Here is a 22,493-nt window from a genome sequence, read left to right as displayed (position 1 = left end):
TGTAAGCAGGGTTTCAAATTGTCATTGACAGATTACCGTCAGACCGAAACGCTGGCGATCACGAGGAGCCCCGCGAATGCGTGTCGAGACTGCTGCCGCTGCCAAAGACGTCGTCGTCTGCCATAACATGGAAGGCGCCGCTGGGGTGTTGCTGGTCTGCGAACATGCCTCCCGATATATCCCGCCTGGCTTGAATGACCTTGGACTATCGCCCGCGCACCTTGACAGCCACGCCGTTTGGGACCCCGGCGCGATGGCCGTGGCAACGCATATGGCGAACCTGCTGGATGCCAGGCTTGTCGCAGGTGCGGTGTCGCGATTGGTCTATGACTGCAATCGTGCGCCCGGTGCCGTCGATGCGATGCCCGCACTGAGCGAACGTGTGGACGTCCCCGGCAATGCCGCACTGTCGACAGTCGAACGGGCGCGACGCCTGGCGGAATACTACACCCCGTTTCACGATGCGGTCGCGGGCGCGCTGGCGACGATGACGACCCCGATCCTCGTGACGGTCCACAGCTTCGCCCCCGTCTGGCACGGTCGCACACGGGAGGTCGAAATCGGCATACTTCACGATGACGACCGACGGCTTGCCGATGCGATGCTGGCCACAGCACCGTCCGGCCGTGACATCCGCCGCAACGAACCTTACGGTCCGGCAGACGGCGTCACCCATACGCTGCGGGAACATGCCCTGCCCTTCGGGCATCCGAATGTCATGATCGAGGTCCGCAATGACCTGATCGCGCAAGCGGAGCAGCAACAGACAATGGCAGAGATTCTGGCCGACTGGCTGACCCGGTCCATCACCACACTCGATACCCAGGGACGCAGGGCATGGACGGCATGATCCGCCGCTATATCCACGCGGTAGATGCAATAAATCGCAGGGTCGGACGCGTGGTCATGTATGGGATCTTCGTGCTGATGGGCATCCTGCTCTGGTCTACGGCCAGCAAGGCGTTCCTTCTGCCGTCCCTGTGGACACTGGAAATGGCGCAATTCGCCATGGTGGCCTATTACGTCCTGGGTGGGCCGTATTCGATCCAGATGGGGACGAACGTGCGTATGGACCTTCTCTATGGGGCGTGGTCGCCGCGACGGAAAGCCTGGACCGACCTTTTCACCATCCTGCTTCTGATGTTCTACCTGGGCGTCCTGCTCTATGGCGCGGTGGCATCGACGGCCTATTCGCTGGGCTACTTCGGCTCCTCCCCGTTCAGTTTCTTCGGCGCACTCGCCGTCGGCTCCGAGGACATCGGTGTCATGGAACGCTCGTCTACCCCATGGCGCGCCTATCTCTGGCCCATCAAGACGGTCATGATAGTCGGTATCCTATTGATGCTGCTGCAATGTCTTTCGGAGTTCCTGAAGGACGTGCTGCTGCTGCGCGGCAAGGTCGACTGATGCCATACGAGTTGATCGCGACGCTGATGTTCGCCACGATGATGCTGATGCTGCTGACCGGCCAACGGGTCTTCGGCGCCATCGGTTTCGTCGCGGTGGTCGCGGCCCTCTTGCTTTGGGGCGACCGGGGCGGGTTCGACATCGGCTTCGCAGCGGCGATGAAGCTGATGAAATGGTATCCGCTGCTGACGCTGCCGATGTTCATCTTCATGGGCTACGTCCTGTCGGAATCGCGTATCGCCGACGATCTTTATCGTATGTTCCATGTCTGGATGGGCGGCCTGCGCGGCGGACTGGCGGTCGGGACCATCGGTCTGATGGTGCTGATCTCGGCTATGAACGGTCTGTCGGTCGCGGGCATGGCCATCGGCGCGACCATAGCGTTGCCGGAACTTCTCAAACGCGGCTATGACAAGCGGATGGTGACCGGCGTGATACAGGCCGGATCGTCGCTGGGCATCCTCGTGCCGCCGTCGGTCGTGCTGGTGCTGTATGCGATGATCGCGCGACAGCCGGTGGGGCAACTCTGGCTGGCGGGCGTAGTACCCGGCCTGATGATGGCCACGCTGTTCATCGCCTATATCGCGATCCGCTGCCGCCTGAACCCGGCATTGGGTCCGGTTCTGGCCGCCGAGGACCGCGACATTCCACTGCCCGAAAAGCTGCGCCTTCTGCGCGCCGGTCTGCTGCCCTTGGTGATCTTCGCGGTGATGATGGTGCCCTTCGTCAACGGCTGGACCTCGCTCGTCGAATCTTCTGCCATCGGGGCGCTCGCCGCGTTTTCCGCCGCCGTTCTCAAAGGCCGCATGACCCGCGAGGTCTTCGAGAATTCGGTGCGCAACACGCTGGGCATCACCTGCATGTTCATGTGGATCATCCTTGCCGCGCTGGCCTTCGGCGCGGTCTTCGACGGGCTTGGCGCGGTCAAGGCGATCGAGGGGCTGTTCACCGAACGGCTGGGCCTGAACCCCTGGGTCATCCTGATCCTGATGCAGCTCAGCTTCATCTTGATGGGGACGTTTCTGGACGATACGGCGATGCTGGTCATCGTCGCGCCGCTTTATGTGCCGCTGGTGGGCGCGCTCGGGTTCGACCTGATCTGGTATGGCATCCTTTACACGATCACCTGCCAGATCGCATACATGACGCCGCCCTTCGGTTATAACCTGTTCCTGATGCGTGCGATGGCTCCGCCCGAGATTTCGATCCAGGATATCTACCGATCCATACTGCCATTCGTTTTGGTCATGGTTCTGGCGCTCGTCGTCGTCATGATCTTCCCTCAGATCGCGCTGTGGCTGCCGGAATATATCTACGGCCCGTGACGCGTCCCGAAACCTGCAAGACGACCAAGAAACCAGCAAGGAGAGAGACGATGACTACAAGACGCAAGTTCCTCACCACTGCGGGAGTCGGCGGTGCCGCCGCCCTCGCCGCCCCAACCATCGCCCGCGCACAGGAGCCGATCCGCTGGCGCTTCCAGACCTATGCCGGGGCCGCCCTCGGCGAGCATGTGACCAAGCCGATCATCGACTACATCAACGCGGCGTCGAACGGCGAGATGGAAATCGAACTGTTCTACGCCGACCAGATCGTCCCCACGGGAGAGCTGTTTCAGGCCCTCCAGCGTGGCACCATCGACGCGGTACATTCCGATGACGACTCGATGGCCTCGCCCACACCGCTGCGGCAGTTCGGTGGTTATTTTCCGTTCGCCACCAAGCACATCCTCGACGTGCCGGTCTTGTTTAACCAGTATGGTCTGGCCGATATCTGGCGCGAGGAATATGCCAAGGTCGGTGTTCAATGGCTGTCGGCGGCAGGACAAGACCCCTGCAACTTCAATACGACCAAGGAAATCAAGTCGGTCGCCGACCTGGATGGACTGCGGCTCTATACCTTCCCGACAGCGGGTCGCTTCCTGACGAAGTTCGGCGTCGTGCCCGTCAACATCCCCTACGAGGACGCCGAAGTCGCCGTCCAGACCGGCGAGTTGGATGGCATGGCATGGTCCGGCATCACCGAGGATTACACAGTCGGTTGGGCCAACGTGACGGATTACTTCCTGACCAATAACATCTCTGGTGCATGGATCGGGTCCTTCTTCGTCAATCAGGAACGCTGGAACGAACTGCCCGAAAACCTGAAACAATTGGTCATGGCGGGCATCGAAGCCGGGCACACCTACCGCAACCAGTGGTACTGGGGTGGCGAGGCGCGACTGCGGGCGCGCGGCGACAAGCTTGAACTGCGCACCGTGCCCGCCGCCGAATGGGCCGAAGTCGAGAACGCCGCCAAGGACTTCTGGGATGAAGTCGCAGGGGAAGGCGAGATCAACGCCAAGATCGTGTCGATTTTCCGCGACTACAACGAAGTCGTCAATCAGGCCGGTCCGCCCTACACCAACGGCTGACCGAGACCAGACCGGCGGCGGGTCCTTCGCCGCCGGTCCGACCACAATGAGGGAGCATACCCATGTCCACACTCAGCTTCGACGACCTAGCGTCGCATGTCGCCGACGGGTCGGTCGACACCGTTCTGGTCTGTCTGGTGGACATGCAAGGCCGCCTGATGGGCAAGCGGTTCCACGCATCCAACTTTATGGAGTCCTCGCACGAAGAAACGCATTGCTGCAATTATCTGCTGGCCACCGACCTGGAGATGGCGACGCCGGACGGCTATGCGTCGGCAAGCTGGAAAGCAGGCTACGGCGACTACGTGATGAAGCCCGACCTCGACACGATCCGCATGATGCCTTGGCTGCCGGGAACGGCAATGGTCCTGTGCGATGTGCTTGACCACCACGACCACAAACCCGTGCCGCATTCGCCCCGTGCCATCCTGAAGCGCCAGATCGAGCGGCTCGACGCGATGGGTCTGACAGCGATGATGGCGACGGAGCTGGAATTCTTCCTGTTCGCGGCCCCTCTCGACCACATCCGTCGCGATGGCTTCCGCGATCTGGAGCCGATTTCGGGCTATAACGAGGATTACCACATCCTCCAGACCACCAAGGAGGAGGGCGTGCTGCGCCCCCTTCGCAATCACCTTCATGCCGCCGGCATCCCGGTCGAGAACACCAAGGGCGAAGCCGAGGCCGGACAGGCGGAGCTGAACATCCGCTACGCCCCTGCCCTCGAATGTGCCGATCACCACACCATCGCCAAACACGCCGTCAAGGAAATCGCCTGGGCTCAGGGCCGTGCCGCGACTTTCCTGCCCAAATGGCACAAGGACCGCACCGGCAGTTCAAGTCATGTGCACCAATCGCTTGTGCAGGATGGTAAACCTGCGTTTCACGACCCGGATGGAGAACACGGCATGTCCGGGCTGATGCGGCACTACATGGCCGGTCTGATTGCCTATGCGCCGGATTACACGGCCCTGCTCGCGCCCTATGTCAACAGCTACAAGCGCTTCGCCAAGGGCACCTTCGCCCCCACCAAGACCGTCTGGTCGGTCGACAACCGCACCGCCGGGTTTCGTCTGTGCGGCGCGAACACCAACGGGATCCGGGTGGAATGCCGTATCGGCGGATCGGACCTGAACCCCTATCTGGCGCAAGCTGCGATGCTTGCCGCCGGGATCAAGGGGATCAAGGACAAGATGGATCTTGCCCCCCCAACCGGCGGCGATGTCTATGATGCCGCTGGGGCCGCCGACATTCCCCGCACGCTGCGTGATGCCACCGAGACGCTCCGCGGGTCCGCCATGCTGCGCGCGGCAATGGGCGACGATGTGATCGATCATTATACCCGCTGCGCCGAGTGGGAGCAGGAGGAGTTCGATCGCGTGGTCACCGACTGGGAAATCGCCCGTGGCTTTGAAAGGGCCTGACATATGATCCGCTGCATCTCTCCCATCGATGGCACCGTGTTTGCCGAACGCGAAACACTGGACCCCGCCGCCGCGCGCGACGTGGTGGCCCGCGCCCGTGCCGCGCAGAACGACTGGGCCGCGCGCCCGTTGGCCGAACGGATCGAACGGGTCATGGCCGGGGTCGCTCGCATCGGAGCGATGAACGACGAGATCGTGCCCGAACTGGCGCACCAGATGGGCCGCCCGATCCGCTATGGCGGCGAATTCAGCGGCTTCGAGGAACGTGCCGCGTATATGGCGAAAATCGCCGCCGACGCCCTTGCCCCAAAGGTGGTCGAAGACAGCGCCGCCTTCCACCGTATGATCAAGCGGGTGCCGCAGGGCGTCGTTCTGGTCGTGGCGCCGTGGAACTACCCCTTCATGACGGCGATCAATACTATCGCGCCCGCGTTGATCGCAGGGAACGCGGTCATCCTGAAACATGCTTCACAGACGCCGCTGGTAGGTGAGCGGTTGGCGCAGGCCTTCCACGCAGCGGGTGTGCCGGAGGATGTTTTCGCCAATGTGTTCCTCGACCACGACACCACGTCGGACCTGATCGCCGCGCGGTCGTTCGGCTTCGTCAATTTCACCGGCTCCGTCGCCGGGGGTCAGGCGATCGAGCGGGCGGCGGCGGGAACCTTCACCGGCCTGGGACTGGAGTTGGGCGGCAAGGACCCCGGCTATGTCTGCGACGACGCCGATCTGGATGCCGCCGCCGAGACGCTGATCGACGGTGCTATGTTCAACTCGGGTCAATGCTGCTGCGGGATCGAGCGCATTTACGTGGCCGAGCAACATTTCGACGCTTTCACAGCCAAAGTCGTGAAGATTGTCGAAGGCTTTGTGCTCGGCGATCCGCTCGACCCGGACACGACGCTCGGTCCGATGGCGCAGACCCGTTTCGCCGACGCCATACGCGCGCAGACAGCCGAAGCTGTGGCCGCCGGGGCGACGACACTGATTGACCCCGCGCTGTTCCCCCGCGACGGCGGAGCCTATCTCATGCCGCAGGTGCTGATCGACGTGACCCACGATATGCGGGTCATGCGCGAGGAAAGTTTCGGTCCCGTCGTCGGCATCATGCCAGTTTCCGGCGACGAGGAGGCGATTGCTCTGATGAACGACAGCGCCTATGGGCTGACCGCCTCGATCTGGACCAACGATGCCGACCGGGCCGAGTCCATCGGCGACCGCATCGAAACCGGAACGGTATTCATGAACCGCGCCGATTACCTGGACCCGGCACTATGCTGGACGGGCTGCAAGGACACCGGGCGTGGCGGAGGCCTGTCCGAAATCGGGTTTCACAATCTGACCCGTCCGAAATCCTACCACCTCAAGAAGGGTTGATCCCATGCCCGCCACTGCTTCACCGCGCGCAAACTGGTCCTATCCCACGGCGATTCGCTTCGGCGCCGGTCGCATCTCCGAGATCGGGGAGGCCTGCGTCGCAGCGGGCATCCGTCACCCGCTGCTGATCACCGACCGGGGGCTTGCGAATCTTCCGATCACGCAGAACACACTTGATCTGCTTGAACAGGCAGGACTGGGCCGGGCGATCTTCGCCGAAGTCGATCCCAACCCGACCGAACTGAATGCCGAAGCCGGCATCCGCGCCTACCGTGACGGCGACCATGACGGCGTGGTGGCCTTCGGCGGTGGCTCAGGCCTCGACCTTGGCAAGCTTGTGGCCTTCATGGCAGGCCAATCCAGACCGATCTGGGATTTCGAGGATATCGACGACTGGTGGACCCGCGCGGACGCCGACGGCATCGCCCCCATTGTCGCCGTACCGACGACGGCCGGAACCGGGTCCGAAGTCGGTCGCGCGTCTGTCATCACCAATTCCGTCAGCCACGAAAAGAAAATCATCTTCCACCCCAAAATCCTGCCAACCGTGGTCATCTGCGACCCCGAACTGACGGTCGGGATGCCTCGTCCCATTACCGCAGGGACCGGTATGGATGCCTTTGCACATTGTCTCGAAGCCTTCTGCTCGCCGCATTACCACCCAATGTCGCAGGGCATGGCACTTGAGGGGATGCGCCTGGTGAAGGAAAATCTGCCGCGCGCCTATGCCGACGGCACCGATATCATGGCGCGCGCGCACATGATGTCCGCAGCCGTAATGGGCGCCACGGCGTTTCAGAAGGGGCTTGGCGCGATCCACGCGTTGTCGCACCCCATCGGCGCGGTCCACGGCTCTCATCACGGCACGACAAATGCCGTCTTCATGCAGGCAGTCCTGCGTCTCAATCGTCCGGCGATTGCCGAGCGGATTGCTTCGGCTGCCGACTATCTCGGGATCGCGGACGGTTTCGACGGGTTCCACGCTTTCGTCGGAGAGATGAACGCCGCACTTGGCATCCCCGGTTCGCTTGCCTTGCTGGGCGTGGTCGACCCGGATGTTGATGCGCTTGTAGATGCGGCGCTGCGCGACCCGAGTTGCGGCGGCAATCCGGTGGAACTTACGCGCGAAAACCTTACGACCTTGCTGCGCGAGTGTCTTGAGGGCAGTTAATAACGCGGTCGGATCGCCAGTTGCCCATTCCACGCAGGCGCATGGTCATGCGTTACAGACATGGAGTTGCGGATTCTGGAGGCGGCAGATTACTTGACCGCTCAGTCCAAACTTGTCTATGGTAAAGTATAAATTGCTTCGCGTAACGATGCGGTGACACCCGCGACGGGATCTTGCAAGTATAAGCTCTCTAATTTCATAGAAGGCAAGCATCTCCATTGCAGAAAATACCAAACATGGAAAGCTTTGCTCGTGTTAGCGGCATTTCCCGCCCTACCGTGTCGAAATATTTTCACGACCCGGACAGTGTGCGAAAATCAACGCGCGCAAAGATTGAGCAGGCGCTGGAAACCTATGATTACAGCCCGAATATCTATGCTATCAATCAGAACCGTCGCCTGACCAAGACAATCGGCATCGTAGTCCCCTATCTTGCAGACCCGTTTTTTGCCGAAATGGCCCGAAATATAGAGCAGCGTTGCATAGACGCGGGCTTCTCTCCACTTCTCTTCAGCTCGCACGGTCGGACCGAACTGGAAACGGACATCCTCCGCAGCCTGCGCTCGCTCAAGCCCGCAGGTGTGCTGCTTGCCCCGCTCGGGCGCAGTTCGGACCGTGACCTCCTCGAGAGCTTCTGTGAAGATGTGCCCACGGTGCTCTTCGACGCGAATGTCGAGGGCGTCGGTGAGGCCTTCGTCGGCTCGGATAACTTTCAGTCGATTCCCCTGATGGTGGAGTATCTGTGCCGGACGGGAGAACCGCCCTGTTTCTTCGAGATGGCTCCGGTTAATCCCAATGCCAACAAGCGTCGCCGCGCCTATACAGAAGCGATGATGGGCCTGGGGCACCAGCCTCATATCGTCCATGTGGATGGGGACGGCTGGGCGTTCGAGGAAATAGGTCATGCCGAAGGCATCCGGGCAATCGAAGGGCGCAGGTTCGCCACCAACACGGTCCTGTGCTCGAACGATCGTCTTGCCATCGGTCTGCTTGCGGCGGCCTATGAAAAAGGTCTGCGTGTAGGACGGGGACACGGTTGCGCGATGCGTATAGCAGGCCACGACGATCACCCCTTTTCCCGGTTCACCTGTCCGTCCCTGACGACCGTCGCGCAGGACTACGAGGCGATTTCGGACCACAGCGTGGAAGCGCTTTTCGCAGTGATCGAAGCGAGCGAAGAGGACCGTCAGCGCACCGAAACGCTGTTCCCAGGAACCCTGGTCATGCGTACCTCGGCATGAGTCGGCCTTTCCCGGAATATTTACGCGGGTAAAATTCTAATTGACGGATATCGGGTGCTCGTGTATTGGATATGGGTGGGGGCTAATCTGTCCGCCCCGCATCAGACGTCCAGGGAGGACACCAATGACACTCAAGCACGCGCTCTATGGAGCGACGGCCCTTACGCTCGTCGCCGGCTCTGCCTTTGCGGACGCCCACGCCACGACCATCACGATCGCCACCGTCAACAACGGCGACATGATCCGGATGCAGGGCCTGACCGACGATTTCAATGACAAGAACCCCGACATAAACGTCGAATGGGTCACGCTGGAAGAGAACGTTCTTCGGCAGAACGTCACCACCGACATTTCGACCGGCGGTGGCGCTTATGACGTGATGACCATCGGCACTTACGAAGTTCCGATCTGGGGCAGAAATGGTTGGCTCGTTTCGCTGAACGAAGGTATGGCCGACGATTGGAATGCGGATGACCTGCTGCCCGCGATCGCCAGTGGTCTGACCGTCGACGGCGAACTCTATGCCGCACCCTTCTACGGTGAATCCTCGATGGTCATGTACCGCAAGGATCTGATGGAGAAGGCCGGTCTGGAAATGCCGGATGCCCCGACCTGGGACTTCATCCGCGAAGCCGCTGCTGCCATGACCGATCGTGAAAACGAGATCAACGGCATCTGCCTGCGTGGTAAGGCCGGCTGGGGTGAAAATGCAGCCTTCCTGACCGCGATGTCCAACTCCTTCGGCGCGCGTTGGTTCGACGAAGAGTGGAATGCGCAGTTCGACAGTGAAGCATGGGCCACCACGCTCAACTTCTACCTCGACATGATGAACGAGTCCGGTCCGAACGGTGCCGCCAACAACGGTTTCAACGAGAACCTGACCCTGTTCCAACAGGGCAAGTGCGGCATGTGGATCGATGCCACCGTGGCGGCCTCCTTCGTGACGGGTGACGACTCGACCGTCGCCGATCAGGTTGGCTTCGCACTGGCCCCCGATACCGGGCTGGGCAAGCGCGCCAACTGGCTCTGGGCCTGGTCGCTGGCCATCCCGGCATCGTCCGAGAAGCAGGAAGCCGCCAAGGCGTTCATCAGCTGGGCCACAGGACCGGCCTACGCCGAACTGGTTGCCTCGAACGAAGGCTGGGCCAACGTTCCTCCGGGCACGCGCACCTCGCTTTATGAGAACCAGGAGTATCTGGATGCGGCGCCGTTCGCGAAGATGACTCTGGACAGCATCAACTCGGCTGATCCGACCAATCCGACAGTCGATCCGGTGCCGTACACGGGTGTGCAGTTCGTCGCCATCCCGGAGTTCGCAGGCATTGCCTCCGAAGTCGGTCAGCAGTTCTCGGATGCCCTCGCTGGCAATCAGACCGCCGAGCAGGCCCTTGCCAACGCGCAAGAGCTGACCACAGAAGAAATGGAAGCCGCGGGCTACTAAGCCGCGCTTCATAGTCGGACGGCACTCCATTGTGCCGTCCGATACTCGATTTATACCACTGTTTGACTTTTCGCAGGCTTCATTCGAAGCTCTCTAGACGCGATCCTGTATATCTTCAGGCCATCCGGGAACTATTGTCATGGCGACAGCACATTCAAAATCGGCCGCCCGGATCATGATCGCACCTGCGGTTTTCGTCCTGCTGGTCTGGATGCTGATCCCGCTCCTCATGACGCTCTACTTCTCTTTTGCCGACTACCGCCCTCTGCGCGGCACATTCGACGCATGGATCGGATTCGACAATTACGTGCGCTTCCTGACCTCCAGCTCCTTCATGTCGGCCCTGATCACGACGCTTTGGATGGTCGCCGGAATTCTTTCGATCACCATCATCGGCGGGGTCCTGTTAGCCCTTCTGCTCGATCAGCCCATGTATGGCCAAGGCTTCGTGCGTATCCTCGTGATCGCGCCATTCTTCGTGATGCCGACCGTTTCGGCGCTGGTCTGGAAGAATATGTTCTTCAATGTCGACAACGGTCTGTTCAGCTACCTCTTCAAAGGTCTGGGCTTTCAGCCCTACGACTTCCTGAGCCAGTCGCCCCTGCTGTCTATCATCGTCATCGTGGCATGGCAGTGGCTGCCGTTTGCGACGCTGATCCTGCTGACGGCCGTGCAGTCGCTCGACAGCGAGCAATTGGAAGCCGCCGAGATGGACGGTGCGCCGGCTTTGTCGCGGTTCCGCTTCATCATCCTGCCTCACCTGAGCCGGGCCATCACCGTCGTCATCCTGATCCAGACGATCTTCCTGTTATCGATTTTCGCAGAGATCTTCGTGACCACGAACGGGGCCTTCGGGACGCGCACATTGACCTATCTCGTCTACCAGCGCGTGCTGGAGAGCCAGAACGTCGGCCTGGGGTCCGCCGGAGGGATCATTGCCGTCATTCTTGCCAATGTGATCGCAATCTTCCTGATGCGGATCGTCGGCAAGAACCTCGATAACTGAGGCGGAGGAGACTTCATGGCCCGTGCCATCACCACCCAGAAAAAAGTCATGTGGACCGCCCTCGCCTGGGGGTTCGGCCTGGCGATATTCTTCCCGATCCTCTGGACGTTCCTGACCTCGTTCAAGACCGAGGCCACGGCGATCGCCGATCCGCCTGTATGGTTCCTGTTCGACTGGACGACCGAAAACTACACCGCCGTGCAGGAACGGTCGAATTATCCCAAGGCGCTGATGAACTCGATCATCATTGCCGTCGGCTCCACCCTGCTAGGCATCCTCATCGCGGTGCCTGCGGCCTGGGCCATGGCATTCGTGCCGGGTCGGCGCACCAAGGATGTCCTGCTCTGGATGCTCTCGACCAAGATGCTGCCGGCCGTCGGCGTGCTCTATCCGCTGGTCCTGCTGGCGAAGTGGCTGGGCGTGATGGACAGCCGCATCCTTCTGGTCGTCGTTCTGATGCTGATCAACCTGCCGATCATCGTCTGGATGCTATATACCTATTTCCGCGAAATTCCCGGCGAAATCCTGGAGGCTGCGCGCATGGACGGGGCCAGCCTTTCGTCTGAAATCCTCTACGTGCTCACGCCGATGGCCGTGCCGGGAATCGCCTCGACCATCCTTCTCAACATCATCCTGGCCTGGAACGAGGCTTTCTGGACAATCCTGCTGACCACGGTGAATGCCGCGCCGCTTACGGCCTTCATCGCCAGCTTTTCCGCGCCGGAAGGATTGTTCTACGCCAAGCTGTCTGCCGCTTCGATGCTGGCCATCGCCCCCATCCTTGTCATGGGCTGGTTCAGCCAGAAACAACTCGTGCGCGGCCTCACCTTCGGCGCCGTAAAGTAAAGGAGACCGACATGGGTCGCATCGTTCTAAAGGGCGTCCGCAAAGCCTTCGGCGACGTGGAGGTCATTCCACCTCTGGACTTGGAGATAGAGGATGGCGAGTTCGTCGTCTTCGTCGGACCCTCGGGCTGCGGCAAGTCCACGCTGCTGCGCCTGATCGCGGGGCTGGAAGACGTCTCGAGCGGAGACATCGAGATTGACGAACGCAATGTGTCCACCGTATCGCCCGCCAAGCGCGGGCTTGCCATGGTGTTCCAGTCCTACGCGCTCTATCCGCATATGTCCGTTCGCAAGAACATCGCCTTCCCATTGCGGATGTCCAAGATGGACAAGGCCGAGCAGGACAAACGCATCGCGCATGCGGCCAGCATTCTGAACCTCACCGACTATCTCGAGCGGCGACCGGGGCAGCTCTCGGGCGGCCAGCGTCAGCGTGTCGCCATCGGCCGCGCCATCGTGCGCGAACCGGCCGCCTTCCTGTTCGACGAGCCACTGTCGAACCTTGACGCAGCCCTGCGCCACGGAATGCGCGTCGAGATCGGTGAACTGCACAAGGATCTTGCCACGACGATGATCTACGTGACGCACGACCAGATTGAGGCCATGACCATGGCCGACAAGATCGTCGTTCTGCGCGCTGGATATATCGAGCAGGTGGGGTCGCCGCTTGAACTTTATCATAAGCCCCGCAATCTCTTTGTGGCAGGCTTTATCGGCTCACCCACGATGAACCTGTTCGAAGGCGCCACCGCCGCCGAGCATGGAGCCCATACGATCGGGGTACGTCCCGAGCACCTTGTCCCGTCCAAGACCGAAGGTCTGTGGAAAGGGCGTGTGGGCCTTTCCGAGCACCTGGGTTCCGACACGTTCCTGCACATCCACGACACGGGCCTTACCGAGACTATCACTGTCCGCGCCGGAGGCGATATCGACCTGCACCACAACGACACGGTATATCTGACCCCCGAGGCCGACAAGATTCACCGTTTCGACGCTCAGGGACTTCGCATCGCATGAGGCTGAACGGCAAATCCGCCCTTATCACCGGAGCCGCGCGCGGCATTGGCCGGGGCTTTGCCGAAGCCTATGTCCGTGAGGGCGCGACGGTAGGTATCGCGGACATCGACATGGATGCCGCCACGGCCGCCGCGGCCGAGATCGGTGACGCGGCCTACGCCGTCCGGATCGACGTCAGCGACCAGGGGAGCATCGACGCGGCCATCGACGCCGTGACTAAGCGCGCGGACAAGCTCGACATCCTTGTCAACAATGCCGCCCTTTTCGATGCGGCCGAGACCGTTGGCATCACACGGACCAGCTATGAGAGACTCTATGCGGTGAATGTGGCCGGCACACTCTTCACGATGCAGGCCGCGGCACGCCAGATGATCGCCCAGGGCCATGGCGGCAAGATCATCAATATGGCCAGCCAGGCCGGTCGCAGGGGCGAAGCGCTGGTGCTTGTCTATTGTTCGACCAAGGCCGCTGTCATTTCGATAACACAATCGGCGGGGCTGGACCTCATCCGCCACGGGATCAACGTGAACGCCATCGCCCCCGGTGTGGTGGACGGCGAACACTGGAAGCACGTGGATACGATGTTCGCCACACTCGAGGGCAAGGAACCAGGACAGAAGAAACGCGAGGTCGAGGCGGGCGTGCCTGCCGGACGCTTTGCGGTACCGACGGATCTGGCTCCAATGGCCGTCTTTCTGGCCTCATCAGACAGCGACTACGTCGTTTCGCAGTGCTATAATGTGGATGGCGGTCAGTGGATGAGCTGATGCGCCTGTCGAACGAAACCCTCGGTCTGCTTCCAGACGGAATCAGCGTCCCGACCTACAATCGTGCAAGGCTCACGGCGGGCATCGTCCACATCGGCCTTGGCAACTTCCACCGTGCGCATCAGGGCTGGTATCTCCACCGGCTCATGCAGGACGACAAGGCACAGGATTGGGCAATTGTCGGTGCCGGGGTGCGGGCAGCCGACGCGAAAATGCGCGATAAACTCCTGGCTCAGGACTGTCTGACGACATTGATCGAACTCGCGCCCGAAAGCGTCTCGGCCGAGGTGATCGGTTCCATGATCGATTTCCTGCCCGTCGAGGAAGGAAACGGTCCCCTCATCCGCCGCATGGCCGAGACCGATATCCGCATCGTCTCCCTGACCGTGACCGAAGGCGGATACTACATCGATCCCGCCACCAAGGGCTTCGACGCCGACCACCCCGATATCCGGCACGATGCGGAAAACCCCGGCACGCCCCTCACCGCCTTCGGCGCGATGATCGAGGCGCTGCGTCTGCGTCGCGCGGCAGACCAGGGTCCTTTCACATGCCAGTCCTGCGACAACCTCCAGGGCAACGGTGACATCCTTCGCCAGACCATCGTCTCGCTCGCCCGCCTGTCCGACCCCGCGCTGGCCGACTGGATCAATGCGAACGCAACCTTTCCGAACTCCATGGTCGATTCCATCGCGCCAGCGACGGGCCCCGCCGAGTTGGCTCTTGTCCGTGAACTGGGCATCGCGGACGACGCGCCCGTCACGCATGAGAATTTCCGCCAATGGGTGATCGAGGACGCGTTCTGCGCCGGTCGCCCGCCATGGGACCAGGCCGGTGCGACCTTTGCGGACGACGTTCACGCTTATGAAGCGATGAAAATCCGAATCCTCAACGCGGGCCATCAGGTCATCGCGAACCCAGGAGAGCTTCTGGGAACCGAGACGATCTCGGGGTGCATGGAACATCCGCTCATCGCCGCGCTTTTCGACAAGGTCGAGAAGACAGAAATCGTTCCGCATGTCGCCCCCGTTCCGGGCATGGAACCTTCGGATTACGTGGAGCTGATCGCCCGACGCTTCGCCAATCCGCGCATCGTCGATACAGTGCGGCGAGTGGCTTTCGATGGCTCCTCCCGGCACACCGGCTTTCTCCATCCCATCATCCGCGACGGATTGGCCAGCGGTGCCCCCATAGCGGGCCTCGCTCTGGTGGAGGCGATCTGGGCGCGCATGTGCGAGGGCACGCGGGAGGACGGCTCCACGATCGAGCCGAACGATCCGATGTGGGCTGATCTCAACACCGTGGCCAAGGCTGCACGCACCCGCCCGCTGGCCTGGCTGGAGCAAGAACATCTCTACGGCGACCTGGCCGCCGCACCGCGCTTCGTCGACGCCTTCGAGGACTGGCTGCGAATAATCTGGCATAACGGAACCGACGCCGCACTGGAACAATACATCGGGCAATGACGCGATCATGGGGGCCGTTGTCTTTCCTGCAAGGGCAACGTCCATGCAAGGTCAACGTCCTGGCCCATGTGCGTGCCAGCGGCATCTGTCACATCGACCTCAGCGTGCTTGCCACACATTGCGGCACCAGTACGTTTCCGCTCAGTCCCGGCCCAGAATATGCGGGCGTTGCTGTCGAACTCTTACCCGGATTTCAGGTAACCGCCCGGCAGGACCCGACACGATATTCTGTCATTCAGGTACACAATAAATATGATAGAGTGCGTCGATCATACGATGCACCCGCACATCTGCGATGCGGTAGTATATCGTCTGTCGCTCCCGCCGCGTGGCGACCATTCCGGCATCGCGCAGCCGCGCCAGATGCTGGCTGAGCGCAGACTGGCTAAGTCTGAGTTGCCCTTGCAAAGCGCCGACTGATTGCTCGCCCTCTAAAAGATGGCACAAAACCATCAGACGGTTCGCATTGGACAGAAGTGCCAGTTGAGCGGCGACATCTTCCGCGCGCGCCTCAAGCACATCGAGGGGTGGTCGGCGTTTTGTTACATCAGTATTGACTAATTTAGACATTGCTTACATATGGTCTCATTACAGACGATCTGCAATATATAAATCGAAGGATACCGCATGGGACCCGTGGTCGCGACCGAATTTACTCCCTGGCTTTCTCTGCTCGGGGGGGTGCTGATCGGCCTGAGCGCCGTCATGGTGATGGGAATGTTCGGCAAGATTGCCGGGATTGCTGGGATCACAAAAGGCCTGACATCCGCGGTTCCGGGTCTGGCAACAACCGGTGACCGGAGCTGGCGGTTGTCATTTTTGCTGGGGCTGGTGGTCGCCCCATTGGCCGTGCTGCTGGCGACGGGATCGTTTCCGCAACAGACCGTTCCGACCAGCCTTGCGGGCATGGCGCTGGCCGGACTTCTTGTCGGTTTCGGCACTGCCTTCGGATCGGGCTGTACCTCGGGCCACGGCGTGTGCGGGCTGGCGCGCCTGTCGCCGCGATCTGCTGCCGCCGTCGCGGTCTTCGTGGCCGCAGCCGTACTGACAACCACCATCGTTCGCCACGTCCTCTGAGGAGCCTTAAGATGCGCAATATCATAGGGTTCGCCGCCGGATTGATCTTCGGTCTGGGTCTTATCGTTTCTGGCATGGCCAATCCGGCCAAAGTCCTGAACTTCCTTGACATACTCGGGCCGTGGGACCCCAGCCTGGCCTTCGTGATGGGCGGTGCGTCGGTCACTGCCTTCATCGGCTACCGTCTGGTGTGGCGGCGCGGCACTCCTGTCATGGGAACGCAGTTCGACCTGCCCGCCAGCGGCACCATAGACGCACCGTTGCTGACTGGTGCGGCGATCTTCGGCGTGGGCTGGGGTCTGGGCGGGTTCTGCCCGGGGCCGGCCTGGGCCTCGCTGGCAATCGGATCGACCGGAATCCTCGTTTTTCTTCCAGCAATGCTGATTGGTATCGTGCTGGCCGATTTCGGAAAGTCATCTCCCCTCTTCGCAAAAAAAGGAGCGTAATCATGTCCAAGCTGAACGACCCGGTCGTGCGCCATTCCGCGTCATCTGGCCAAGACAGCCCCGATGTCTGGGGCATCTACGAACCCGATACCGGATCGATTCAGTATATCTGCGCCGATCCCTCGACGAAGAAGGCCGCGCTGATTGACGTGGTACTGAATTTCGACCCTGCCAGCTTCGCGGTCGATACGCGCAGCATGGATCAGGTGCTGAACCTGGTGGAACAGGAGGGGCTTACGGTCCAATGGGTCCTCGACACCCATCCCCACGCCGATCACCTGATGGCATCGTCGCAACTGAAAGAGCGCACCGGCGCACCGAATGCCATCGGTGAGAAAGTCAAAGAGATCGCCGAGATCTGGCGCGGGATCTATCACACGCCGGATGCCTTTGACCCGGAGCGTGACTTTGACCGGCTTTTTGCCGATGGCGATACGTTCAGACTGGGCGATATGGACATGCGCGTGATGCTGTCGCCGGGACACACGCTGGGATCCATCACATATATCTGCGGTGACGCGGCCTTTGTTCACGACACGTTCATGCAACCCGACAGTGGAACCGCACGCGCCGATTTCCCCGGCGGTACGACCGAGGATCTGTGGAATTCACTTCAGGCGATCTTCGAGCTTCCCGACGACACACGACTTTTTGTCGGTCACGATTACGGTTCGAAAGGACGGGACGAGCCTGAGTGGGAAGCGACCGTCAAGACGCACAAAGCGAAAAACATCCATGTAAAAGCTGGAACTGCCAAACAGGACTATATCAAGACGCGGGAAGAGCGGGATGCGATCCTGTCATTGCCTGACCGGATGCTGGCGGCGCTGCAAATCAATCTGCGCGGGGGCAATTTGCCCGAAGCGGAAGACGACGGCGGCCACTACCTGAAAATCCCAGTCGGAAAATTCTGAAAAATAAGGAGCGAAACTCATGAGCAAATCCATGAAAGACCTTGTCGCCGATGCCAGATCACACATCGATACGATCAGCCCCGCCGAAGCCCATGAGGCCATGCAAGGTGGCGACATGATCCTCGATGTGCGCGAACCGGCGGAGTTGGATAACGACGGCGCGGTCGACGGCGCGGTTCATATCCCCCGCGGGCTGGTCGAAGCACAGGCCGACCCGGAAACCGGCAAGGGCAATGCCGCTCTGACCGCCAGGCGCGATGGCGGAGGCCGCGTGCATGTCCTGTGTGCCTCGGGGGCCCGTGCCGCGCTTGCTGCCGACAGCCTTAAGCAGATGGGCTATGACGCCACGGTGATTGATGGCGGCCTTGCGGCCTGGAAGAAGGCGGGTCTTCCGCTTCGTTCCTGACAGCCATGCATCGGCTGTCGCGATACCTGCCCGTCCTCGACTGGGGGCGACGCTACAATGCGGACAAACTGGGTGCGGACCTGGTTGCGGCGTTGATCGTGACGATCATGTTGATCCCGCAATCGCTGGCCTATGCGCTGCTGGCCGGATTACCGCCCGAGGCGGGAATCTATGCCTCGATCCTGCCGATCGTACTCTATGCGATCTTCGGCACCTCGCGCAGCCTGGCCGTCGGGCCGGTCGCCGTCATTTCACTGATGACGGCGGCGGCGATCGGCGGTCTGGGTGACCAGGGGATCGACTATGCCACCGCTGCGCTGACGCTGGCGTTCCTGTCCGGTGCGTTTCTGCTGCTTCTTGGGGTGTTTCGACTGGGGTTCATTGCCAATTTCCTGTCCCATCCCGTCATCGCGGGATTCATCACCGCCAGCGGCATCCTGATCGCCACAAGTCAGTTGAAACATATCCTGGGTATCGAAGCCTCTGGCGATACATTGCTGGAACTGGTCCCAGACCTTTGGAGGACGATTGGCTCCATCAACTGGATCACTGCCGCGATCGGCCTGTCGGTCATTGTCTTTCTTTACTGGGTCCGCAGCGGGCTGAAACCGCTTTTACGGAGCATCGGCCTTGGCCCCACCCTGTCTGAAATGGGGGCCAAGGCTGGTCCGGTCTTCGCCGTTGTGGCCAGCACACTGGCGGTCTGGGCTTTCGACCTGACCGGGCGCGGTGTCGATATTGTCGGCTCCGTGCCGCAGTCGCTTCCGCCGCTGACGCTGCCCTCGTTCCAGCCCTCGGTTTTGACGGCGATGATCGGCCCGGCCATTTTGCTGTCGATCATCGGCTTTGTGGAATCCATTTCGGTTGCACAAACCCTCGCGGCCAGACGCCGCCAACGCATCGATCCGAATCAGGAACTGATCGGTCTTGGTGCAGCCAATCTGGGCGCGGCCTTCAGCGGCGGCTTTCCTGTCACGGGTGGATTTTCACGCTCAGTCGTCAACTTCGATGCGGGTGCCCGGACCCCTGCGGCAGGCGTTTTCACCGCCGCAGGACTTGCGATTGCAGCCCTGGCCCTGACGCCGCTGATCTATTTCCTGCCCAATGCCACGCTGGCCGCAACGATCATCGTCGCGGTTCTGAGCCTTGTCGATTTTTCGGTCCTGAAACGCACGTGGCGGTATTCACGCGCCGATTTCGCGGCCGTCTCGGCGACGATCCTGCTGACGCTGATTTTCGGTGTCGAGGCGGGTGTTTCAGCAGGTGTCCTGATTTCGGTTTTGATCCACGTCTATAGATCGTCCCGCCCGCATATGGCCATCGTGGGACAGGTTCCGGACACCGAGCATTACCGCAACGTGAACCGCCACGACGTGATCACGGATGACCGCATCCTGTCGATCCGCGTGGACGAGAGCCTGTATTTTGCCAATGCCCGCAACCTCGAAGACCGGATCTATGACATGACCGCCGACCGGGGCGACCTGAAGCACGTCATCCTGATGTGCTCGGCCGTCAATGAGATCGACATGAGCGCGCTGGAAAGTCTTGAGGCGATCAATAGCCGCCTGAAAGCCCGTGGTATCACCTTTCATCTGAGCGAGGTGAAGGGGCCGGTGATGGATCGGTTGAAGACCAGCTCCTTCCTCGACGATCTGACCGGCAAGGTGTTCCTGACCCAGCATGGCGCGGTCCGTTGTCTTGCCGAGACGGCTCAGACCTACCCTTCCCCTTCCAGAGACGGAGTATCCATTTGAAACGGCGCCAATTTCTGAGCCTCGGTGTCGCGACCCTTGCCGCACCTGCCATAATCAGCCGACGGACCGTCGCCGCCGAACCGGGCGCGCCGCTGCCGATCCCGGACGTGATGGAGGTCGGTCCCGGTGCTGGCAATATCCTGTCCGCAATCAAGGGCAGAGCTGAACTCATTCCCGGAGTTGAGTCCGATACACTGGGCTACGGGCAGGATTATCTCGGACCGCTCCTTCGGTTCCAACGTGGGCGCACCGCCAGTATCGATGTGGAAAATCGCACCGACGATCCGATCACCGCCCATTGGCACGGGATGCATGTGCCTGGATACTTGGACGGTGGGCCGCAACTCGCCTTCGGTCCGGGCAAGACCTGGTCTCCGGAGCTCCCAGTCGATCATCCCGCGGCAACCCTGTTCTACCATAGTCACGTTCACGGCCGCACCGCCGAACAGGTCTACCGTGGTCTGGCGGGCATGATCATCATCGACGACCCCGAAATCGACAATCCGCTGCCCCGTGACTATGGCGTGAATGATTTTCCGCTGATCGTGCAGGATCGCAGCTTCGACCGGTCGGGAAGACTGACCTATGATCTGGGCATGATGGGAAGGATGCAGGGTTTTCATGGAGATGAGGTGCTCGTCAACGGTGCGATTCGTCCCAAGCTGACCGTGCCCGCGGGGCTGGTGCGCTTGCGGTTGCTGAACGCATCCAACGCCCGGATATATGATTTCAACTTCACCGACGGTCGGCAATTCCATCAGGTCGCCAGCGACGGCGGCCTGCTGCCCTCGCCTGTCGCGATGGTCAATCTGCGTCTTGCCCCGGCAGAACGGGCCGAAATCATCGTCGACTTCTCGGATCGGTCTGCCGTTCGCCTGATCTCCCGGAATGTCGGTAGTGGCGGGATGATGGGTGGCGGCATGATGGGTGGCGGAAATAATACCGCAACACTCGACGTCATGTCTTTCGATGTCGGCGATGCGTCAACATCCGGTCCCGTGCAATTGCCCGGGTCTTTGCCCGCAACAGTCTCCGATCTCGGCGAACCCGTTCGCACCCGCGAGTTCATCTTGAACATCAGTTCCGGAAACATGATCAGCAGCATGCTGAACAATCTGATCGGACAGGACAGGCAGACCATGGGCATCAATGGCGAGCCCTATGATATGTCGCGCATCGACCAGCAGGTGCAGTTGGGCGAAACCGAGCTCTGGCGCATCAATGCCGACATGATGACGCATCCGTTTCACGTTCACGGCGTGTCCTTTCAGGTCGTCACCATGGGCGGGCGGGCAGTCAACCCCGCAGCGATTGGATGGAAGGACGTGGTGCATGTCGAAGGTCCGACCGAGATTTTGCTCCGGTTCGACAAACCGGCAACGGTCGACACGCCATTCATGTATCACTGCCATATCCTCGAACACGAAGATGCGGGAATGATGGGGCAATTCACGGTCGGATGACACCGGTCCGCATTTTCCGGCTTGCCCGTCTTGGCGACTTGGCCTGTGTCGAGGCCATATCCGCTGCCATGCGAGGTTTGGGCATGCGTGTTGAGCCAGACGAAGGGTGACAAACGAGAGGATCGACGCCAGGCACATACCTTCAAACAGACAGTAGCGCGGTGACCTGCTCCCCTGAAATGTCCGGCGTTTCGGGTTTAGCCTGTTCTCCAACTGAGAAGACAGACGATGAAGCGATCAAGCTCCAGCAAAGAACAGATTATTGGCATTCTGAAGGAGCATCGAGTTTGTACCGTTGAGCGGAGACATAAGGGTGGACCGCTGTTCAATCGATACGACCGTTATCGATACGGCCAATATTTCAGCTTGAACTTATACGCAGGACGCCCCTCGCCTCGTTATTTAGACTATCAGTCGACCATGAGGACGCATGTCCCCCGGCCTCGTCCTGCATTTCTGAATGTCATCAGTGACTTCGGGCCTTCCGGCAGCCTAATTCGAATATGACTTGTAGTCTGTGGCTTTGGCTGTGACCGCCATACGCCATGCCGCGCACGTCAATTCAATCGCGCGTTTCCAGAAATATCCAAAGGATCAGGAGAGAAAACGACCTTTCGCAAGAAGAGGTCGCCCATCGCGCGGACATAGACGAAGAAGTCAAAAGTGTCGTGGAGCGAGGCAGACTCAAAACGCTACCCGAATGATACCCAAGGACATTTGAGCGATCTGGCGCTTGCCGCCAATATCAGCTGAGCAACTGTTTTTAATTTTTAAAATGGTGCCCGGGGGCGGAATCGAACCACCGACACGAGGATTTTCAATCCACTGCTCTACCCCTGAGCTACCCAGGCACCGGGT

The 22,493-nt window shown here is 60.7% G+C and carries 21 protein-coding genes and 1 tRNA gene; 20 read left to right on the top strand and 2 right to left on the bottom strand.

Annotated features, from left to right (window positions below):
* Window positions 1-76 precede the first annotated feature (76 nt).
* From AC13C2_RS08845 to AC13C2_RS08780, 14 genes are all read left to right on the top strand, one after another.
* Window positions 77-850 (top strand): N-formylglutamate amidohydrolase, encoded by a 774-nt coding sequence (locus AC13C2_RS08845; RefSeq protein ID WP_482886580.1) that lies wholly within the window; start codon window positions 77-79, stop codon window positions 848-850.
* Entirely contained in the window at window positions 838-1,407 is a 570-nt protein-coding gene (locus tag AC13C2_RS08840; RefSeq protein ID WP_092763576.1) for a TRAP transporter small permease subunit, read from the top strand. The genes AC13C2_RS08845 and AC13C2_RS08840 overlap by 13 nt, the downstream gene beginning before the upstream one ends.
* A complete protein-coding gene (locus AC13C2_RS08835) occupies window positions 1,407-2,732 on the top strand; it encodes a TRAP transporter large permease (RefSeq protein ID WP_092763578.1) in 1,326 nt (441 codons plus the stop codon). The genes AC13C2_RS08840 and AC13C2_RS08835 overlap by 1 nt, the downstream gene beginning before the upstream one ends.
* 50 nt (window positions 2,733-2,782) lie before the next feature.
* The gene (locus AC13C2_RS08830; protein WP_482886579.1) at window positions 2,783-3,820 is read left to right on the top strand and encodes a TRAP transporter substrate-binding protein; all 1,038 of its coding nucleotides are present in this window, start codon (window positions 2,783-2,785) and stop codon (window positions 3,818-3,820) included.
* A 62-nt stretch (window positions 3,821-3,882) separates the two neighbouring features.
* Window positions 3,883-5,244 (top strand): glutamine synthetase family protein, encoded by a 1,362-nt coding sequence (locus tag AC13C2_RS08825; RefSeq protein ID WP_482886578.1) that lies wholly within the window; start codon window positions 3,883-3,885, stop codon window positions 5,242-5,244.
* A gap of 3 nt (window positions 5,245-5,247) precedes the next feature.
* Window positions 5,248-6,618 carry an aldehyde dehydrogenase family protein gene (locus tag AC13C2_RS08820; RefSeq protein ID WP_482886577.1) on the top strand — a complete coding sequence of 457 codons (1,371 nt, stop codon included), beginning with the start codon at window positions 5,248-5,250 and terminating at the stop codon, window positions 6,616-6,618.
* Window positions 6,619-6,622: 4 nt separating this feature from the next.
* The gene (locus AC13C2_RS08815) at window positions 6,623-7,789 is read left to right on the top strand and encodes an iron-containing alcohol dehydrogenase (RefSeq protein ID WP_092763587.1); all 1,167 of its coding nucleotides are present in this window, start codon (window positions 6,623-6,625) and stop codon (window positions 7,787-7,789) included.
* A gap of 236 nt (window positions 7,790-8,025) precedes the next feature.
* Window positions 8,026-9,030 carry a LacI family DNA-binding transcriptional regulator gene (locus AC13C2_RS08810; RefSeq protein WP_424338351.1) on the top strand — a complete coding sequence of 335 codons (1,005 nt, stop codon included), beginning with the start codon at window positions 8,026-8,028 and terminating at the stop codon, window positions 9,028-9,030.
* 124 nt (window positions 9,031-9,154) lie between these two features.
* Entirely contained in the window at window positions 9,155-10,471 is a 1,317-nt protein-coding gene (locus AC13C2_RS08805; protein ID WP_482886576.1) for an ABC transporter substrate-binding protein, read from the top strand.
* 139 nt (window positions 10,472-10,610) lie between these two features.
* A complete protein-coding gene (locus tag AC13C2_RS08800) occupies window positions 10,611-11,477 on the top strand; it encodes a carbohydrate ABC transporter permease (RefSeq protein ID WP_092763593.1) in 867 nt (288 codons plus the stop codon).
* Between the two features lie 15 nt (window positions 11,478-11,492).
* Entirely contained in the window at window positions 11,493-12,323 is an 831-nt protein-coding gene (locus tag AC13C2_RS08795) for a carbohydrate ABC transporter permease (RefSeq protein ID WP_482886575.1), read from the top strand.
* An 11-nt stretch (window positions 12,324-12,334) separates the two neighbouring features.
* Entirely contained in the window at window positions 12,335-13,339 is a 1,005-nt protein-coding gene (locus tag AC13C2_RS08790; RefSeq protein ID WP_092763598.1) for an ABC transporter ATP-binding protein, read from the top strand.
* Window positions 13,336-14,106, top strand: coding sequence for an L-iditol 2-dehydrogenase (locus tag AC13C2_RS08785; protein ID WP_482886574.1), 771 nt, complete (start codon window positions 13,336-13,338; stop codon window positions 14,104-14,106). Before AC13C2_RS08790 ends, AC13C2_RS08785 begins: the two co-directional genes overlap by 4 nt.
* Window positions 14,106-15,572, top strand: coding sequence for a mannitol dehydrogenase family protein (locus AC13C2_RS08780; protein WP_482886573.1), 1,467 nt, complete (start codon window positions 14,106-14,108; stop codon window positions 15,570-15,572). The genes AC13C2_RS08785 and AC13C2_RS08780 overlap by 1 nt, the downstream gene beginning before the upstream one ends.
* Before the next feature lie 231 nt (window positions 15,573-15,803).
* Here the strand turns inward: AC13C2_RS08780 and AC13C2_RS08775 are convergent, their stop codons facing one another.
* The gene (locus tag AC13C2_RS08775) at window positions 15,804-16,142 is read right to left on the bottom strand and encodes a metalloregulator ArsR/SmtB family transcription factor (RefSeq protein ID WP_482886572.1); all 339 of its coding nucleotides are present in this window, start codon (window positions 16,140-16,142) and stop codon (window positions 15,804-15,806) included.
* Window positions 16,143-16,199: 57 nt separating this feature from the next.
* Here AC13C2_RS08775 and AC13C2_RS08770 point away from each other — a divergent pair, with 57 nt between their 5' ends.
* The 6 genes from AC13C2_RS08770 to AC13C2_RS08745 are packed head-to-tail and all read left to right on the top strand — an operon-like array spanning window position 16,200 to window position 21,635.
* Window positions 16,200-16,649, top strand: a complete 450-nt coding sequence (locus tag AC13C2_RS08770; protein ID WP_092763606.1) for a YeeE/YedE family protein — start codon at window positions 16,200-16,202, stop codon at window positions 16,647-16,649.
* Between the two features lie 11 nt (window positions 16,650-16,660).
* Window positions 16,661-17,095: a DUF6691 family protein gene (locus AC13C2_RS08765; RefSeq protein WP_092763860.1), complete on the top strand. Its 435-nt coding sequence runs from the start codon at window positions 16,661-16,663 to the stop codon at window positions 17,093-17,095.
* Window positions 17,096-17,097: 2 nt separating this feature from the next.
* The gene (locus tag AC13C2_RS08760; RefSeq protein ID WP_175495888.1) at window positions 17,098-18,009 is read left to right on the top strand and encodes an MBL fold metallo-hydrolase; all 912 of its coding nucleotides are present in this window, start codon (window positions 17,098-17,100) and stop codon (window positions 18,007-18,009) included.
* A gap of 31 nt (window positions 18,010-18,040) precedes the next feature.
* The gene (locus AC13C2_RS08755; RefSeq protein WP_482886571.1) at window positions 18,041-18,415 is read left to right on the top strand and encodes a rhodanese-like domain-containing protein; all 375 of its coding nucleotides are present in this window, start codon (window positions 18,041-18,043) and stop codon (window positions 18,413-18,415) included.
* A 5-nt stretch (window positions 18,416-18,420) separates the two neighbouring features.
* A complete protein-coding gene (locus AC13C2_RS08750) occupies window positions 18,421-20,172 on the top strand; it encodes a SulP family inorganic anion transporter (RefSeq protein WP_482886570.1) in 1,752 nt (583 codons plus the stop codon).
* Window positions 20,169-21,635, top strand: coding sequence for a multicopper oxidase family protein (locus tag AC13C2_RS08745; protein WP_482886569.1), 1,467 nt, complete (start codon window positions 20,169-20,171; stop codon window positions 21,633-21,635). Before AC13C2_RS08750 ends, AC13C2_RS08745 begins: the two co-directional genes overlap by 4 nt.
* A gap of 776 nt (window positions 21,636-22,411) precedes the next feature.
* Here AC13C2_RS08745 and AC13C2_RS08740 read toward each other — a convergent pair.
* Window positions 22,412-22,486 (bottom strand) — tRNA-Phe (locus AC13C2_RS08740).
* Window positions 22,487-22,493: the final 7 nt, after the last annotated feature.

This window comes from Jannaschia sp. L-14R (genome assembly GCF_056857695.1).
The sequence above is the reverse complement of the archived record's forward strand: the minus strand, read 5'-3'. Positions and strand labels throughout refer to the sequence as shown.

Excerpts from the sequence above, each read along its gene's own strand:
- AC13C2_RS08835 (WP_092763578.1), top strand. The coding sequence starts at position 1,407 with ATGCCATACGAGTTGATCGCGACGCTGATGTTCGCCACGATGATGCTG.
- AC13C2_RS08825 (WP_482886578.1), top strand. The coding sequence starts at position 3,883 with ATGTCCACACTCAGCTTCGACGACCTAGCGTCGCATGTCGCCGACGGG.
- AC13C2_RS08780 (WP_482886573.1), top strand. The coding sequence starts at position 14,106 with ATGCGCCTGTCGAACGAAACCCTCGGTCTGCTTCCAGACGGAATCAGC.
- AC13C2_RS08840 (WP_092763576.1), top strand. The coding sequence starts at position 838 with ATGGACGGCATGATCCGCCGCTATATCCACGCGGTAGATGCAATAAAT.
- AC13C2_RS08800 (WP_092763593.1), top strand. The coding sequence starts at position 10,611 with ATGGCGACAGCACATTCAAAATCGGCCGCCCGGATCATGATCGCACCT.
- AC13C2_RS08815 (WP_092763587.1), top strand. The coding sequence starts at position 6,623 with ATGCCCGCCACTGCTTCACCGCGCGCAAACTGGTCCTATCCCACGGCG.
- AC13C2_RS08750 (WP_482886570.1), top strand. The coding sequence starts at position 18,421 with ATGCATCGGCTGTCGCGATACCTGCCCGTCCTCGACTGGGGGCGACGC.
- AC13C2_RS08785 (WP_482886574.1), top strand. The coding sequence starts at position 13,336 with ATGAGGCTGAACGGCAAATCCGCCCTTATCACCGGAGCCGCGCGCGGC.
- AC13C2_RS08755 (WP_482886571.1), top strand. The coding sequence starts at position 18,041 with ATGAAAGACCTTGTCGCCGATGCCAGATCACACATCGATACGATCAGC.
- AC13C2_RS08845 (WP_482886580.1), top strand. The coding sequence starts at position 77 with ATGCGTGTCGAGACTGCTGCCGCTGCCAAAGACGTCGTCGTCTGCCAT.
- AC13C2_RS08760 (WP_175495888.1), top strand. The coding sequence starts at position 17,098 with ATGTCCAAGCTGAACGACCCGGTCGTGCGCCATTCCGCGTCATCTGGC.
- AC13C2_RS08830 (WP_482886579.1), top strand. The coding sequence starts at position 2,783 with ATGACTACAAGACGCAAGTTCCTCACCACTGCGGGAGTCGGCGGTGCC.
- AC13C2_RS08805 (WP_482886576.1), top strand. The coding sequence starts at position 9,155 with ATGACACTCAAGCACGCGCTCTATGGAGCGACGGCCCTTACGCTCGTC.
- AC13C2_RS08790 (WP_092763598.1), top strand. The coding sequence starts at position 12,335 with ATGGGTCGCATCGTTCTAAAGGGCGTCCGCAAAGCCTTCGGCGACGTG.
- AC13C2_RS08765 (WP_092763860.1), top strand. The coding sequence starts at position 16,661 with ATGCGCAATATCATAGGGTTCGCCGCCGGATTGATCTTCGGTCTGGGT.
- AC13C2_RS08820 (WP_482886577.1), top strand. The coding sequence starts at position 5,248 with ATGATCCGCTGCATCTCTCCCATCGATGGCACCGTGTTTGCCGAACGC.
- AC13C2_RS08775 (WP_482886572.1), bottom strand. The coding sequence starts at position 16,142 with ATGTCTAAATTAGTCAATACTGATGTAACAAAACGCCGACCACCCCTC.
- AC13C2_RS08795 (WP_482886575.1), top strand. The coding sequence starts at position 11,493 with ATGGCCCGTGCCATCACCACCCAGAAAAAAGTCATGTGGACCGCCCTC.
- AC13C2_RS08770 (WP_092763606.1), top strand. The coding sequence starts at position 16,200 with ATGGGACCCGTGGTCGCGACCGAATTTACTCCCTGGCTTTCTCTGCTC.
- AC13C2_RS08810 (WP_424338351.1), top strand. The coding sequence starts at position 8,026 with ATGGAAAGCTTTGCTCGTGTTAGCGGCATTTCCCGCCCTACCGTGTCG.